Raw genomic sequence first — 15,864 nt, 5'->3', positions numbered from 1 at the left:
TACTGCGAGGGGGGCTCGTCCATGAGCGGGGATCCTGGCGGCGACGGAACCGGCGCTCTGCCGGACGGCGCGGAGGGCGGAGACGGCGGACGGCTGCTGGCGGGGCGCTACCGGCTGGGCGCCGAGCTGGGCCGGGGCGGGATGGGCGTGGTGTGGCGGGCCCGGGACGAGCTGCTGGCCCGCGAGGTCGCCGTCAAGGAGGTCCGGGCGCCCCGCGAACTGACCGAGGGCGAACAGCGTCTGCTGTACGCGCGCCTGGAACGGGAGGGCCGGGCGGCGGCCCGTATCGCGCACCGCAACGTGGTGACCGTCTACGACGTGGTGACCGAGGACGGCCGCCCGTGGATCGTCATGGAGCTGGTGCGCGGCCTGTCGCTGGCCGAGGTGCTGGCCGCGGACGGGCCGCTGACGCCGGCCAGGGCCGCGGGCATCGGCTCCCAGGTGCTGGCCGCACTGCGGGTCGCGCACACCGCCGGTGTGCTGCACCGCGACGTGAAGCCGGGCAACGTCCTGCTGGGCAACGACGGCCGGGTGGTGTTGACCGACTTCGGCATCGCGCGGGTGGCGGGCTCCTCCGCCCTGACGCTGACGGGCGAACTGGTCGGCTCGCCCGAGTTCCTGGCACCGGAGCGGGCGCTGGGGCAGCAGGCGGGCCCGGAGTCGGACCTGTGGTCGCTGGGCGTGACGCTGTACGCGGCCGTGGAGGGCCATTCGCCGTTCCGCCAGGACACACCGCTGACCACGCTGCGCGCGGTGGTCGACGAGCAGCTGCCGCCGCCCCGCCACGCGGGCCCGCTCACCCCCGTACTGGAAGGGCTGCTGCGCAAGGACCCGCGGGAGCGGCTGGACGGGGCCGAGGTGCAGCGGATGCTGGACGCGGTCGCGGCGGGCGGCGGTGCCACACCCACGGTGGTGGTGCCGCCGCCCGGCCACGCGCCGACGGCCGCCGCCGACCAGGCCCTTCCGGCGTACGGTCCCGCGACGCCGATGCCGGGCCCGGAGACGACCGCGGGGATACCGGCCGCGGACACCACGGCCGAGGCCGAGCGGAAGCGGCGGCGGTCGGTCCGGCTGCTGCTGGCCGGCGCGCTGATCGCGGTGCTGGCGGCGGGCGGCGTGGCGTACGCGCTGCTGGCGGACGACGGCTCCCCGGGGCCCACGCCGGGCAGCACCTCGGGCGGCGGTGGTTCCGGAGGCGGCTCCGGCGACGGCGGAGGCGGTGGCGGGGGCGGCGGCACGCCGGGGCGGACGTCGCCCGGCAGCTCGGCGTCCGCGACTGCCTCGCCGGGCGGTACGGCTCCCGGCCGTACGTACCCCGGCAGTACGCCTCCCCACCGTACGTACCCGCAGACCACTCCGCCCCGCTCGACCGGCCATCATCCGACGACGTCGTGGCCCACGACCACCGCGCCGACCACGTCCGCCCCGACGACCGAACCGACCGCGTCCGGGGGCGGCGGCACGTACGACGGGGCCACCGGCGCGACGGGCGACGGCGGCACGCGCACCTACGGCGAAGCCCCGCCCGAGGGCGGGACTTCGTCAGGAGCGGGGTAGCCGCGAGGTCAGGCGGCGGAGTTCAGGACGGGCAGGTAGCCCTTGGACTGTCCGTTGGCCGTGGGGTGGTAGGAGTTCTCCACGGGAAGGGTGACGCTGTGCAGCCAGGGGGCGCCGGAGCACAGCTCGTGCCCGGCGAAGGTCGTGTTGACGTCCCCGAAAGCGAAGCCGTGGTCGGCGGCGCGCTTGGCGGTGACGGCGTTGATGTCGTCGGCGGCGGCGTTGATGGCCGCGCGGGACTTCTCCGAGAGGCCGACGGCGCAGCTGCCGCCCAGCTTGTAGAAGCGCGGGTAGCCCAGGACGACGACCTGGGCTGCGGGGGCCCGGCTGTCGATGGCGTCGTAGACCTGGTCCAGCTGGGCGGGCAGCGTCTGCTGGATGTAGGCGCGTGCCTTGGCGATCCGGGCCAGGCACGCGCTCTCGCCCTGGAGGTTGCAGGTGGTCATGGTGTCGGCGAAGCCCGCGTCGTTGCCGCCGATGGTGATGCTGACCAGGTCAGTGCCGGAGTTGACCGGGGTCAGCTGCTTGGCCAGCACGTCTCCCGTGCGGGCGCCCGAACAGGCGGTGAAGTTGAACCGCGTGCCGGTGTGCGAGGCGGCCCACAGGGCCGGATACGACCTGGTGCTGCGCTTGCAGGAGCCGCTGCTGCTGTCGTAGCTGCCCGCGCCGACCCCCGAGGAGTAGGAGTCGCCGAGGGCCACGTAGTCCGTGGCCTGGATGCGCGGCGCGGACACGGCGGCGCCCGCACCGAAGAGCGCGAGCGCCGGGGTGAGGAGGAGCGCGGACGCCGTGGCCGCGCGTCGGGACAGTCTCATGGAACCTCCCTGAGCAGGATCTCTGCCATTTCTGATGTAGCAGGACCCTTCCGTCACGGGAAGCCTTGTCACCCGTTCTCGCGATCACGGGTGACCCCGATGGCGGTGTCATGACATTGCCGTGACGATGACATGACGGGTCACCAGGTGCCGTACCACCGCCCTGGATTGCCGACCGCAGTGATCGAGCCAGGGCCCGCCGGGCGAAAAGCGACCCTCGCCGGGGACAGCGGCGCCCGTGATGTCCAAAGCGCCGTCCGGAGCGTCCGGCAAGCACCCGAAGGTCGTTTTCGGGCCGTCCACGACGCCGTCGTGAACCGGTGGTTCCGCGCCCCGATCACGCGTTGGACATGGCCCGTTCACGCCTTCTTCGCGTCTTGACGGGCCCGCGCCCGCTGCGCGACATTGAAGCCCGGCATCAGGCGCTTATGGGGGGCAAAGCTGCCAATGCAGACCAAGACCATCAACGGCAACGCGCCGGACGGCGGCAGACCGGACCGCGACGGGCCGGTGCCCGGCGGCCCCGGGGACGGCGGGCCGGGCGGCCCGGATACCGGCACGGCCGGGCGGTGGCGCGCGGACTCGGCACCCGTACTGGCCGGTGCGGCGGTGGCGGTCGGCGGCGTGGGCGCCTTCCTGGCGCTCGCCGACATCGCCTCGCCGGTGCGCGCCCCGTGCACCCTCTTCTTCCTGGTGCTGGCGCCCGCCGCGGCGCTCGCCGCCGCCCTGGGCCGGCTGGACCCGCTCAGCCGGACCGTCGTCGCGGGCGCCGGGGCGGTCGCCCTGGACCTGCTCGTCGCGCAGGCGATGCTCGCCCTGCACCTGTGGTCGGCGCGGGGCGGGGTGGTGGCCGTCGCCGTGCTCAGCGGCGGCGTATTTCTAGCGGTCAGCGTACGGCGCCGGCGATCCGGCGCCCGTGGACGGGGAAGTCGGACGAACTGACGTGGACATCAGCGTGTACCGCCCGGGTGAGCTCAGCGGCACCGAACGGACGGCGTGGAGCACCGTGCAGTCCCAGGCGCACCTGCTGGGCACACCCCAGCTGGCGAATCCTTTTCTCGCACCCGAGTTCGCGCTCGCCGTCGGCCGCTGCCGGCGCGGGGTGCGGATCGCGGTGATCCGGGAGGACGGGGAACCGGCCGCCTTCCTGCCCTTCCAGCGCTCGCCGCTGGGCGTCGGGCGGGCGGTCGGGCTGGGGGTCTCGGACGCCCAGGGGCTGGTGCACCGCCCCGGCTTCCAGTGGGACTCCCGTGAGCTGCTGCACGCCTGCGGCCTGTCGGTGCTGGAGTTCGACCACCTGGTGGAGGGCCAGAAGCCCTTCGAGACCGCGCCGCTGCGCAGCCACCCCTCCCCCGTCATCGACGTGGACCAGGGGTACGAGGCGTATCTGGAGCGGCTGCGCGGCCAGGCGCCGAAGTTCACCCGCACGACGCTGGCCAAGGAGCGCAAGCTCGGCCGGGACGTGGGTCCGGTGCGCTACGTCCACGACGAGCGGGACCCGGCCGCGCTGCGCCGGCTGATCGACTGGAAGTCGGCACAGTACCGCCGTACGGGCCGCAGCGACCGCTTCGCCCACCCGTGGATCCTCCAGCTGGTGGAGCAGCTCTTCCACACCCGTACGCCGACCTTCGCCGGGCTGCTGTCGGTGCTCTACGCGGGCGATCGGCCGATCGCCGCGCACTTCGGCCTGCGCTCCGAGCGGGTGCTCGGCTGCTGGTTCCCCGCGTACGACACGGCGTACGCGAAGTTCTCCCCCGGCCTGGTGCTGCATCTGCGCATGGCCGAGGGGGCGGCCGCCGACGGGCTGGCCTATCTCGACCTGGGGCGGGGTGAAAAGGAATACAAGAACTCCCTGAAGACCCGGGAACTCTCGGTGTCCGAGGGGTGGGTGTCCCGGCGTCATCCGGTCGCGCTGGCCCATAGGGCACACCGGGCACCGGTACGGGCATTGCGCAACACGGTGCTGGCCCGGCCGGAATTGTTCGAGCCGGCTGATCGACTTCTCAAACGGATGGGCCGAATCCGGTCGGGACGTTGAGGAAGACACCGCTCCATATACGCCAATGACGCAAAACGGGATGCGAGGTCGAGGTATTGCCATAGAGTCCCAGTCATCAATACCGTCGTACACCACCCGCACCGGCCCGTCATGCAAGGCGGCTCAAGGGGAGGGCTCAAGCGCCGCGACAGGGCCCGGGGCGGGGCGCGGTAGGGGGGTGCCGTGTCCGATCTTCACATGACGAGAACCGCGTCGATCATCGGAACACGAGCCGCGCGGCCGGAAACACGCATGCCAGCTCACCCTGTTCTCCCGGCGAAAAGATCCATGCCGTCCTGAGCGGGGTGTGAACCCCCCTTTCGAACCGGATACCCATCCGGGCCGCCCGGGGGTGGGCGGCCCACCGGACGAGAGGGAAACACACTCATGAGTTCATTCCTCCGCTCCGCGGAAACGGATCAGAAGCCGTTGCCGCCGGTGAGCGCCGAGGGGCAATACCGTCCCGTTTCCTCGCACCTGGCCATAGCTCCGCCGGTCAGCGTCGTGATACCCGCGATGAACGAGGCGGAGAATCTGCCGTACGTCTTCAAGACACTTCCGGAGTGGATACATGAAGTAGTCCTGGTGGACGGGAATTCCACCGACGACACGGTGGCGGTGGCCCGCGAACTGCGGCCGGACGTCAAGGTCGTCGAACAGCGCGGCAAGGGCAAGGGAGATGCCCTGATCAGCGGGTTCGCGGCCTGCACGGGCGACATCATCGTGATGGTCGACGCGGACGGCTCGGCGGACGGCGCCGAGATCGTCAGCTATGTCTCCGCGCTGGTGGGGGGCGCGGACTTCGCCAAGGGCTCGCGGTTCGCCAACGGCGGCGGCACCGACGACATGACACCGGTGCGCAAGCTCGGCAACCGGGTGCTGACCACCGTGGTCAACGCCAAGTTCGGCGCCCGTTACACGGATCTGTGCTACGGATACAACGCCTTCTGGCGGCACTGCCTGGACCAGATCGCCCTGGACTGCAACGGGTTCGAGGTCGAGACGCTGATGAACATCCGCGTGGTCAAGGCCGGTCTGAAGGTCCAGGAGATCCCCAGCCACGAGTACAACCGCATCCACGGCGTGAGCAATCTGCGCGCCGTGCGGGACGGGTTCCGGGTGCTGAAGGTGATACTGCGCGAGCGCAGCACCCGCCACAAGCGCCCCGCCCGCCCGGCCGTGATCACGGGAGAGGCGTCTTGAGCGTCCGCGTCTCCGTGGTGATCTGCGCGTACACCGAGGACCGCTGGGGCGACATTCTCGCCGCGGCGGCCTCGGTGCACGACCAGTCCCTGCCGGCTCACGAGACGCTGCTCGTGGTCGACCACAATCCGGTGCTGCAGGAGCGGCTGAGCGCTCATTTCGCGTCAGCGGGCCGCAGCGGTCCGGTGCGCGTCCTGGCCAACGCCGGGCCGCGCGGCCTGTCCGCCGGGCGCAACACCGGCATCGCGGAGTCCACCGGGGAGGTGATCGCCTTCCTGGACGACGACGCGGTGGCCGAGCGCGGCTGGCTGCTGCACTTCGCCGAGGGCTACGCCGATCCGCGGGTGCTGGCGGTCGGCGGCCGGACCGAGCCGGTGTGGGCCTCGGGGCGCCGGCCGCCCTGGTTCCCGGAGGAGTTCGACTGGGTGGTGGGCTGCGCGTACCGGGGGCTGTTCCCCGGGGACGACGGCCCCGGCGGGCCGCACACGGTCCGCGTGCGCAACGTCCTGGGCGGCAACGCCTCCTTCCGGCGGGAGGCGTTCGAGATCGCCGGCGGGTTCGCCACCGGCATCGGCCGGGACGCCGGGAAGCGGCCGCTGGGCTGCGAGGAGACGGAGCTGTGCATCCGGCTGGCGCGCGCGGTGCCGGACGCGGTGCTGCTGGTCGACGACCGGTCGGTGATCCACCACCGGGTGCCGGGGGACCGCGAGCGCTTCGCGTACTTCCGGTCCCGTACGTACGCGGAGGGCCTGTCCAAGGCGCTGGTGACGCGCAGCGTGGGCACGCGGGACGGGCTGTCGGCGGAGCGGCGGTACACCACCCGGGTGCTGCCGGCGGGGGTGGCGCGCGGCGTGCGCGACGCGCTGCTGCGGCGGCCGGGCGGTGCCGGGCGGGCGGGCGCGATCGTGGCGGGCGTGTCGTCCGCCGCGTTCGGGTACGCGCTCGGCAGTCTGCGGGCGCGCCGCGACCGGCGGACGGTGGGCAGCGGCTTCGTGGTGGTGCCCGTGCGGGGCGGGGCGGGCGGTACGGACGGGACGGGCGGTACTGGCCGGGAACCGGCCGGACCGCCCGAACCGGCCAAGGTGCCCGCCCCCGCAACTCCCCCGGCCCGCGGCGAGTCTTCGTCCTCGGGGAGTGAGGGGGCGGTGGCATGACCGAGCCGCGCGTCGTACCGATCCTGATGTACCACGCGGTCGCGCACGCGCCCGCGCGGGCCACCCTGGACCTGTCCGTGACCCCGGAGGCGTTCGCCGAGCAGATGGCGGTACTGGACGACAGCGGATTCACGCCGCTGACCACCGCCGATCTGGCGGCGGCCTGGCGGCGCGGCGGTCCGCTGCCCGCACGTCCGGTGCTGATCACCTTCGACGACGGTTACGAGGGCGTGCACCGGCACGCCCTGCCCGCCCTGGCCAAGCACGGCTTCGCGGCCACCCTCTTCGTCTCGACGGGCTGGCTGCGCGGCCCGTACGACACCGGAGGCGGCCTGGACACCATGCTCGACTGGGACCAGGCCCGCCAACTGGCCGCCGCCGGGGTGGAGATCGGCGGGCACAGTCACACCCACCCGCAGCTGGACCAGCTCTCGGACGACCGCCTGTGGTTCGAGATCACACGCTGCAAGCAGATCGTCGCCGACGAACTGGGCGCGCCGCCGGTGTCGTTCGCCTACCCGTACGGCTATTCCAGCCGCCGGGTGCGGCGGGCGGTGCGCGGGGCGGGCTTCCGGCAGGCGCTGGCGGTGGGCAACGCGCTCGCCGCGCCGCGCCAGGGGCCGTACGCGCTGGCGCGGATGACGGTGCGGCGCAGTACCGGTACGGAGGAGTTCGCACGGCTGGTGGCGGGCCGGGGCATCGGGCGGTTCTTCGCCCGGGACCGGGCGCTCACCAAGGGATACGCCGTGGTCCGCAGGACCCGTCAGGCAGTCGAGGCAGTGGGGAAGGTGCGCGGAAGCCGTGTCTGACACGACCACCCGGACCGAGGAGCGTGCGGACCGGAGCCCGGCCGGGGGCGGGCGGCGACGCCTGTTCGGCGGCCGGGGCGCCGGCGGGAAGGGCGGCGGGGGCAGCCCGCTGTTCCGCAACGCCTATGCGCTGATGCTGAACACCGGCATCTCCGGGCTGCTCGGTCTGGGGTTCTGGCTGGTCGCGGCCCGGTACTACACGGAGTCCGCGGTCGGCCAGGGCTCGGCGGCCATCGCCGCGATGAAGCTGCTGGCGGGGCTGACCTCGCTGACGCTGACCGGGGCGCTGGCCCGTTACATCCCCATCGCGGGGCGCACCACAGGGCGGCTGGTCCGCCGTACCTACCTGGGCAGTTCGCTGATCGTCGCGCTGGCCGCGGCGGTCTTCCTGCTGACCCTGGACTTCTGGGGGCCGTCGTACGGCTTCCTGCACGGGCCCGTCCACGGGATCGGGTTCATCGTCGCCGTCGTCGCCTGGTCGCTGCTGACCCTCCAGGACGGGGTGCTGACCGGGCTGCGCAGCGCGATGTGGGTGCCGGTCGGCAACTTCGTCTTCTCGACGGTCAAGCTGGTGCTGCTGGTGGCGTTCGCCGCGGCGATCCCGACGGCGGGCGTGTTCGTCTCGTGGGTCGCGGCCATCGCGGTGTCCGTGCTGCCGCTGGGGTGGCTGGTGTTCCGGCGGCTGGTGCCCCGGCACATCCGGGCCACCGAACGCGGCGCCCGGCCGCCGTCGCTGCGCGAGATGGGCCGCTTCCTGGCCGGGGACTACACGGGCTCGCTGTTCTCGCTGGCCGTCGTCTACCTGGTGCCGGTGCTGGTCGCCTCGCAGGTCAGCTCGGCCGACAACGCGTACTTCTACATCACCACCACGATCGGCGGCACGGTCAACCTGCTCGCGATCAACATGGGCGCCTCGCTGACCGTCGAGGGCTCGCACGACCCGGCGCGGCTGGCCGACAACACCCGGGCCGCGCTGCGCCGGATGGCCCGGATCATGATCCCGGTCTGTCTCTTCCTGTTCGTCTGCGCGCCGTACATCCTCGCCGTCTTCGGCAAGGGGTACGCGGACGCCGCCACGCCGCTGCTGCGCTGGTTCGCGGTGGGCGCCGCGCTGCGTGTCGTGATGGAGGTCTACTTCGCGGTGCTGCGGGCGCAGAGCCGGACGTCCGGACTGGCGTACATGCAGGGCCTGCTGTGTGTCCTGGTCCTGGGCCTGACGATGCTGCTGCTGCCGCGGATGGGGCTGACCGGCGCGGGGGTCGCGGAGATCTCCAGCCTGGCGGTGATCGTCTCCATCGCCTCCGTCAAGCTGTACCGCGTCCTCAAGGGCCGCCCCGCCGCGCCGCTGACGCGCGCGCCCGCCGACGGGCTCGCGCCGGACGGCGACCTGGCGGACCTGGCCGTCAACGGCGACCTCGGGGATGCGCGGGCACCCGCCGCCGTCCTGCCGCCGGAGCCGGACCGCGCGCAGGAGGCGGCGGGCGAGGGGGACGGCGCGGTGCCGCACCGGCCCGGCTGGGCGCAGCGGGCGCTGCGCGACGTGGACACGATGCCGCTCGGGCTGCACGTGGACTTCGACCACATGGAGCGCAGGCCGGACGTACGGCCCGCGCCGTCCTGGGCGCAGGGGGACGGCGACGGGGCCGCGGAGCAGACGGTGCCGCCGGTCTCCGCGAAGGTGTTCCGGGCCGAGCCGGTGACGGAGCGGGTCGCGGAACCGCGGACGGACGGGTCCCCGCCGGACCGCTCCGGCCCGGCCCCGGACACCGCCGGCGCCCCCTCCGTCCCCCTCAAGGCCCGGATCGCGGCAGCCGTCCCGTCCGGGCCACGGATCGCGGCGGCCCTCCCCTTCGGACCGCGGCTCGCCGCCCGGCTGGGCGGGCGCCCCGACATCGGCATCTGGGCGCTGCTGGTCGCCGCGCTCGCGCTCTTCTGGCTGCCGCTGCGCGGCATGGGCGACGCCGACCTGGACCGGATGGGCGGGCTCGGCCTGATCAGCGTGCTGCCCGCGGCGACGCTGCTGGGCGCCGTCCTGCTGGTGCTGGCCTTCGCGTCGGCGCTGTGGCTGTCCCGGCCGCGGCGCGTCCTGCTGGCGGCCGTCCTGGTCCTGACCGTGGTGGCCCTGCACGCGCTGCCCGCCGTCCTGGAGGCCGAACCGCGCTTCGCCACCGCCTGGCAGCATCTGGGCTTCCTGGACCACATCGACCGGACCGGCTCCGCGGTGCCCGACCTGGACGCGCGCTGGAGCTGGCCGGGCTTCTTCGCGGCGGCCCAGTTCGTCGCCGAGGCGTGCGGTGTCACGGACTTCACCGAGGTGCTGCGCTGGTGGCCGCTGACCATCCAGCTGCTGTATCTGGCCCCGGTGTGCCTGCTGGTGAGGTCCGTACGGGCGGGCTGGCGCGCGAAGTGGAGCGCGGTGTGGCTGTTCGCGCTGTGCGGCTGGGTCGGCCAGGACTACTTCTCGCCGCAGGGCTTCACGTATCTGCTCTATCTGGTCTTCGCCGCGATCCTGCTGGTGTGGTTCCGCGACCCGCGGGTGCTGCGCGGCAGGCGCTGGCCCGGCGAGGCGGAGGTCCTGCCTGCCGGGCGGGGGCAGCGGGTGGCGCTGCTGGCCGTGCTGGGCCTGCTGTTCCTGGCGTCCGTCGCGGGCCACCAGCTCACGCCGTTCGTGATGCTGGGCGTGCTGACGTTCCTGGTCCTGGTCCGGCGTACGTCCCTGTACGGGCTGCCGCTGCTGTTCGGCGTGGTGGTCGTGGTGTGGGTCGGGTACCTCGCCGAGCCGTACTGGTCGGGCCACTTCGACGAGCTGTTCGGCGGGCTGGGCGGCATCGGCGGAAACGTCTCGTCATCGGTCGCCGGCCGGATCGGCGACGGCGACAGCGTCCACAAACTGGTGCTGTACGCACGGGTGGCGCTGGCCGGCGGGGTGCTGGCGCTGGCCTGCTGGGGCGTGCTGCGGCGGCGCGCCGCGGGCTTCTCCGAACGCTCGCTGCTGGTGCTGACCTTCGTCCCGTTCCTCGCCTTCGGCATGCAGTCCTACGGCGGCGAGATGGCGCTGCGGGTGTTCATGTTCGCGCTGCCCGGCGCCTGCGTCCTCGGCGCGCTCGCGCTCTTCCCGCGCGCCGCGGGCGCCCGCCGCGGCCTGGGCCCGTTCGCCGCCCTGCTGACGGGCGTGGTGCTGATCACCGGGTTCCTGGTGGCCCGCTGGGGCAACGAGCCGTTCGAGCGCGTCCGGCCGGGCGAGGTGGCCGCGATGGACTACGTCTACGCGCACGACCGGCCCACGGCGCGGCTGCTGTGGCCGACCAACGACACGGTCAACGACGTGACACCGGACATACCGTGGGGCGCGAAGGACATGGAACGGGTGCAGTACAAGCCCGTACAGGCCCCGCGCGATCCGGTCCTGACCGACTCGCTCGTCAACGCGCTGCGCGACGCCGGACCGCGCTCGTACTTCATGCTCAACCGCGCCCAGGCGGAATCGCTGCGCCTGGGCGCGGGCTACTCCGCCGGCTGGGAGCAGCGGCTGCGTACGGCCCTGGACCAGCGCCCCGAGCTGCGCCGCGTCCTGAGCAACAAGGACGCGGCGCTGTACGAGCTGCGGCAGCAGCCGCCGGGGCCGGTGGACGAGCCGGACCCAGGGCCGGTCGGGCCGCGCATCACCTGGACGACGTGGTCGGTCGTCGGCGCGCTCGCGGCCGGAGCCCTGATCGTGCTGCTCGCGGCGCGCGAGGTGGTGCGGGTGGCCCTGCCGCCGAGCGTGCGCAAGCTCCGCTGGCTGCAGAGTTCGTTCTGGTTCGCGCTGCCGCTGCTGTTCGTCTTCCTGGTGGCCCTCGTGCAGCGGTTCGTGACGATGTCGTGAGCGGGCGCCCGGCGACGGCCGGGCGCCCGGTTCTCAGGACCGCTTCTCCCAGCGGATCTCGTACGGCTTGAGGGTCAGGCTCCGGCCGTCCACCGTCGTGCGGACGGGCCGATCGAGGGTGTTGACCACCATGAGGGTCCGGCGGTCGGCCAGGACGCGGAGGTTGGCCCGGTCGCCCGCGGCCACGTCCACCGGCACGAAGGACGTGCCGGGCGGAAAGGCGCGGGAGAACCGGGACAGCAGGTCCATCATGGGCAGTTCACCGCCGCCGCCCCGCAGCTGGGTGCTGCGCCACAGGCAGCCGGGGCAGCCGGCGCCCTCGTTCTCCGGGTTCCAGTAGAAGCCGCTGGTGGCGCCGCCCTCGGTCATGGAGATCAGCGCGCTCGCCTGGGCGGCGGTACGGCGCGGCTCGCTCCAGCCGTTGCGGTCGTCGTTCTCGTCCGCGACCTCGACGTACCACTCCGCCCACCACAGCGGCAGCCCGGTCGTCGCGCGCAGCCAGCGCCCGATGTCGGCGAATTTACGGGTGGCGGCGAACGCGTCGGGGACGTACCGGCCGTCCTTGGTGTAGCTGGAGCCGTCCACGACGACGAAGTCCGCGCCCGCCTTGTGCGCGTTCCAGTACTCGACGGCGTCGACGGTGCGCTGGTCGAGGCTGCCCCAGAGGCCCTTGACGTCGGACGCCTGCGCGTCGTCGTCGGGCGGGTGGCTGTCCATGACCGCGTACGGACCGCCCACCTGGTTGTTCTTGTCGATCTTCTTCAGTTCCTTGTAGACGAGGTTGTACAGGCGGGTGTAGCCCTCGTAGTCCCAGCGGTTGCGGGCCTCGTCGTAGAAGCCCTTGAGCTCGTTCCAGACGATGAAGTGGCGGATGTCCGGATAGCGGCGGGCGATGGTGCCGACCAGCTGGGCGAAGTCCGCGTAGTGCTCCGGGTCCGGCGCCTTCTCCAGCGCGCCCCAGTCCGTCTCGCCGGCCTTGCCGCCCTTCATCCAGTCCGGGGCGCAGCACAGCGTGAGGACCGGCGTGCCGCCGGTCCGGCGGATCAGGTCGACGCGGCTGTCCAGCTCCTTGAAGTCGTACTTTCCCGGGCTCGGTTCGGGGTTCTGCGCGCCCCAGCCCATGATGTGCTGGTTCTGCGGCATCGGCTCGGCGGACAGCAGCTCGGACGCGCTGTGCGTGGCGGCGTCGTTGCCGCGGTCCGCGCTGTACTCGGTGTGCGTGAACCCCCAGCCCACCTGGGCGGCGGGCGAGGCGCCGGAACCCGCGCCGCTGCTCCCGCTCTCCGGCGGGAAGCCGCACATCGCCAGGGCCATGGCCAGCGCCGCCACGCCGATCGCGAGCAGTGCGGTGGCCCGGGGCCGGTTGCGCAGCCTGCGGCCCGGCCCGGATCCCGCGGCCGCCGGCACATCCGGCGGGCGCGGGCGCCCCCCGGTGTCCGTGCCGCCGTGCCGTTCCCCACCGTGACGTTCCCCATAACGTCCCACGACGGGCCAGCCTAGCCAGCTTCGGGGGCCGTTCGGCCGGTTTCGCACTAAGTGTTGAGGACCGTTCACCGGGCCGTCCGGTCGCGGTGAAAGTCCAGGGCGACAAGGGAAAATCCATGTACGCCGTGGCCCGCGGTGCCGGATCATGGTGGGCATGTGTGCCGACCACGTCCGACCGTCCGCCGCCGAGGAGTCCCTCCCGATCCGCTTGACCATGGACGACAGCGATTCGCCGTCCGATGTCGTCGACGCCCTGTTCCTGGGGCGGTTCGCCAGCGGCGAGCAGCCGTACGCGCGCAGCCGCTCGGTGGACCGGGTCAAGGCCGGTCTGACGCTGCTGCCGCCCGGCGCCAAGGTGCTGCGCTCCGCGCGCGACGAGGACCGCAGCGCGACCCTCGCCGAGGGCGACGGCTTCACGCTGCTGGTGTCGCGGTGGAACCGCGGCGCGGACGTGACCGTGACGGCCACCTCCGACGAGCTGGCCGTGAAGGTGCTCGGCCAGTCGGCCGACGGCGCGGAGGACGAGCCGGAGCCGCAGCCGGAGGATGTGTCGATGGGGTTCTGGTACCTCTCCCCGCGGCGCGGCCCGTACCGTACGACCCGCCAGATCTCCGCCGGTACGTGGGAGGAGATCCGCCCCAACTACACCGCCCCGGTGGCCGAGGCGCTGGACCGGCTGATGGGGGTGGCGCCGGAGGAGATCGCCGGGCGGCTGCTGTTGCTGCACGGCCCGCCCGGTACGGGCAAGACCTCTGCGCTGCGCACCCTCGCCCGCTCCTGGCGCGACTGGTGCCAGGTCGACTGCGTGCTGGACCCGGAGCGCCTCTTCAACGACATCGGCTACCTGATGGACATCGCCATCGGCGAGGACGACGCGGCGGGCAAGGGCCGCTGGCGGCTGCTCCTGCTGGAGGACTGCGACGAGCTGATCCGCGGCGAGGCCCGGCACACGGCGGGGCAGGCGCTGTCCCGGCTGCTGAACCTGACGGACGGGCTGCTGGGCCAGGGCCGCAACGTCCTCGTCGGCGTGACGACCAACGAGGACCTGGAGCGGATGCACCCGGCCGTGGTCCGCCCCGGCCGCTGCCTGGCCCGTATCGAGGTGGGCCCGCTCAGCCGCCAGGAGGCGGTGCGCTGGCTCGGCAGGGAGGACGGCGTCGGCCGCGACGGCGCGACCCTCGCCGAGCTGTACGCGCTGCGCCGCGGCATCGGCCCCGCGTCGGTACCGGCGCAGGACGCGGGGGCGGATGCGGGGCTGTATCTGTAGGCGTACGGCTGCGGCTTACGCATACAGCTCCCGCAGCCGTACCGAAAGGCACGTCACGCAGCCTTCCAGCTTCTCGAACTCCCCGATGTCCACCACCACCGGTTCATAGCCGAGACCGGCGAACAGTTCGGCGCTGCGGGGCGCGCTCGCGCTCATCAGCAGCCGTCCGCCGCCGAGCAGGACGACATGGGCCCCGGCCTCCTCCGGCACCGCGCGGAAGCGGGGGAAGAGGGCGGGGTCGTCGACCAGGGGCGGATAGCCGATGACGGTGCCGTCGGGCAGGGCGGTGACCGCGGACTTCAGGTGCAGCACCTTTTCGACCGGTACGGCCGTCACCCGGGCGCCCAACGGTTCGAACGCGGCCCGGAGTTGGCGCACCCCCTCCGCGTTGGTGCGGCCGCCGCGCCCGACGTACACCGTGTCGCCCATCTTCAGGACGTCACCGCCGTCGAGCGTGCCGGGCGCGCGGATGCGGCCCAGCGAACAGCCGAGCGCGGCCGCCGCCTCCTCGGCGGCGGCCACTTCCGGGCGGCGGGACCCGGCCCCGGGCCGGGACATCAGCGCGACGTTGCGGAAGACGACCATGGTGTCCTCGACGAACACCGCGTCGGGGCAGTCGTCCGCGGGTGCCACCTCCGTGGTCCGCCAGCCGTGCGCCCGCAGCGCGCCGACGTACTCCTCCCACTGGGCCAACGCGCGGTCCGGGTCCACCGGCCGCCGCTCGATGTGCGTCGTCAGCCCTTCCGCGAGGCGCGGCCCGGGGCGGCGTATGAGCGCCTCCTTGCTGGTCACGCCGTGCCCTCGGGGTAGTGCTGCCGGTCTTCGGGGAGTTCCCTGACGAGGCAGAACGGGTGGCCCGCGGGGTCCGCGTAGACCCGGAAGCCGCGGGGCTTGGCGTCGTGGGAGGTGTCCAGCAGGGTGCCGCCCGCCTCCAGCACCCGCTGGTGTGCGGCCTCCAGGTCGTCCACGCCGAAGTCGAGGTGGGACTGCTGGGGGTACGCCGGGTCCGGCCAGCGGGGCGGGCGGTGGTCGGGGACGCGCTGGAAGGCCAGGAGCGTGCCGGTGGCGGTGTGCAGGGTGACCCAGTCGCCGTCGGCGGTCCAGCGGGAGTCGGGGCGGTTGATCTCGCCGCCGAGCAGTTCCGCGTAGAAGCGGGCGAGGAGCAGGGGGTCGGGACAGTCCAGGGCGGTGCACTGGACGCGGGCGAGTGCGGTCATACGTCCTCTCCGTAGGTGGCGCGCAGGGCTTCCAGGACGGCCGCGCGGGCGGCGGCGTGGTCCAGGCCGAGGCGGCGGGCGCGCCGGGCGTAGGAGGCGGCGGCAGCGGCCGCCTCCTTGTCGGCCGCCTCGCCGGCCGCGGCGATGAAGGTGCCGTTGCGTCCCCGCGTCTCGATCACTCCGTCCGTCTCCAGGGCGCGGTACGCCTTGGCGACGGTGTTGGCGGCCAGCCCGAGCTGTTCGGCGAGGCCGCGTACGGTGGGCAGTTTGCGGCCGACCGGCAGCCCGCCCTCGCGGGCCTGCCCGGCGATCTGGGACCGGACCTGTTCGAACGGCGCCTCCGCCGCGTCCGGGTCGATGGTCAGCCGCAGGGGCGGCGCTTGCTGGACGGCCACGGTGGCGCTCCTGGTACGGGGGTTGCATGGGACGCAGGGGGTGGGTCGCCCCCATTGTG

The 15,864-nt window shown here is 73.3% G+C and carries 13 protein-coding genes; 8 read left to right on the top strand and 5 right to left on the bottom strand.

All coding sequences use genetic code 11. From position 1 onward, the window contains the following. The first annotated feature begins 21 nt into the window (after positions 1–21). Positions 22–1,557 carry a serine/threonine-protein kinase gene (locus ADK86_RS00600; RefSeq protein ID WP_053694712.1) on the top strand — a complete coding sequence of 512 codons (1,536 nt, stop codon included), beginning with the start codon at positions 22–24 and terminating at the stop codon, positions 1,555–1,557. An 8-nt stretch (positions 1,558–1,565) separates the two neighbouring features. Here ADK86_RS00600 and ADK86_RS00595 read toward each other — a convergent pair whose 3' ends face one another. Beyond that, positions 1,566–2,372, bottom strand: a complete 807-nt coding sequence (locus tag ADK86_RS00595; protein WP_053694711.1) for an SGNH/GDSL hydrolase family protein — start codon at positions 2,370–2,372, stop codon at positions 1,566–1,568. Positions 2,373–2,819: 447 nt separating this feature from the next. Here ADK86_RS00595 and ADK86_RS42895 point away from each other — a divergent pair, with 447 nt between their 5' ends. The 6 genes from ADK86_RS42895 to ADK86_RS00565 all read left to right on the top strand — a co-directional run bounded on the left by ADK86_RS42895 (position 2,820) and on the right by ADK86_RS00565 (position 11,441). Further along, on the top strand, positions 2,820–3,314 hold the full coding sequence (locus ADK86_RS42895) for a hypothetical protein (RefSeq protein WP_234345616.1): 495 nt from the start codon (positions 2,820–2,822) through the stop codon (positions 3,312–3,314). Position 3,315: 1 nt separating this feature from the next. Continuing rightward, entirely contained in the window at positions 3,316–4,410 is a 1,095-nt protein-coding gene (locus tag ADK86_RS00585) for a GNAT family N-acetyltransferase (RefSeq protein ID WP_053694710.1), read from the top strand. A gap of 387 nt (positions 4,411–4,797) precedes the next feature. Next, entirely contained in the window at positions 4,798–5,613 is an 816-nt protein-coding gene (locus tag ADK86_RS00580) for a glycosyltransferase family 2 protein (protein ID WP_053694709.1), read from the top strand. After that, positions 5,610–6,767, top strand: coding sequence for a glycosyltransferase family 2 protein (locus ADK86_RS00575; protein WP_078951658.1), 1,158 nt, complete (start codon positions 5,610–5,612; stop codon positions 6,765–6,767). The genes ADK86_RS00580 and ADK86_RS00575 overlap by 4 nt, the downstream gene beginning before the upstream one ends. Beyond that, positions 6,764–7,576 (top strand): polysaccharide deacetylase family protein, encoded by an 813-nt coding sequence (locus tag ADK86_RS00570; protein ID WP_053694708.1) that lies wholly within the window; start codon positions 6,764–6,766, stop codon positions 7,574–7,576. Before ADK86_RS00575 ends, ADK86_RS00570 begins: the two co-directional genes overlap by 4 nt. Further along, a complete protein-coding gene (locus ADK86_RS00565) occupies positions 7,569–11,441 on the top strand; it encodes a lipopolysaccharide biosynthesis protein (protein WP_053694707.1) in 3,873 nt (1,290 codons plus the stop codon). The genes ADK86_RS00570 and ADK86_RS00565 overlap by 8 nt, the downstream gene beginning before the upstream one ends. A gap of 33 nt (positions 11,442–11,474) precedes the next feature. Here the strand turns inward: ADK86_RS00565 and ADK86_RS00560 are convergent, their stop codons facing one another. Then, positions 11,475–12,755 carry a GH39 family glycosyl hydrolase gene (locus tag ADK86_RS00560; RefSeq protein WP_420718816.1) on the bottom strand — a complete coding sequence of 427 codons (1,281 nt, stop codon included), beginning with the start codon at positions 12,753–12,755 and terminating at the stop codon, positions 11,475–11,477. Between the two features lie 325 nt (positions 12,756–13,080). Between ADK86_RS00560 and ADK86_RS00555 the strand changes: the two genes are divergently transcribed. After that, positions 13,081–14,193 carry a DUF5925 domain-containing protein gene (locus tag ADK86_RS00555; protein ID WP_033021464.1) on the top strand — a complete coding sequence of 371 codons (1,113 nt, stop codon included), beginning with the start codon at positions 13,081–13,083 and terminating at the stop codon, positions 14,191–14,193. Positions 14,194–14,208: 15 nt separating this feature from the next. Here the strand turns inward: ADK86_RS00555 and ddaH are convergent, their stop codons facing one another. From ddaH to ADK86_RS00540, 3 genes are read right to left on the bottom strand one after another with little or no spacing between them, the layout of a single operon-like run. Further along, positions 14,209–14,985 (bottom strand): dimethylargininase, encoded by a 777-nt coding sequence (gene ddaH / locus ADK86_RS00550; RefSeq protein ID WP_053694706.1) that lies wholly within the window; start codon positions 14,983–14,985, stop codon positions 14,209–14,211. Next, the gene (locus ADK86_RS00545) at positions 14,982–15,410 is read right to left on the bottom strand and encodes a VOC family protein (RefSeq protein WP_053694705.1); all 429 of its coding nucleotides are present in this window, start codon (positions 15,408–15,410) and stop codon (positions 14,982–14,984) included. Before ADK86_RS00545 ends, ddaH begins: the two co-directional genes overlap by 4 nt. Continuing rightward, positions 15,407–15,805, bottom strand: coding sequence for a GntR family transcriptional regulator (locus ADK86_RS00540; RefSeq protein WP_053694704.1), 399 nt, complete (start codon positions 15,803–15,805; stop codon positions 15,407–15,409). The genes ADK86_RS00545 and ADK86_RS00540 overlap by 4 nt, the downstream gene beginning before the upstream one ends. Between the last annotated feature and the right edge of the window lie 59 nt (positions 15,806–15,864).

Source organism: Streptomyces sp. NRRL F-5755 (assembly GCF_001279365.1).
GTDB lineage: Bacteria > Actinomycetota > Actinomycetes > Streptomycetales > Streptomycetaceae > Streptomyces > Streptomyces rimosus.
This window is presented reverse-complemented; position numbering and strand designations above follow the sequence as displayed.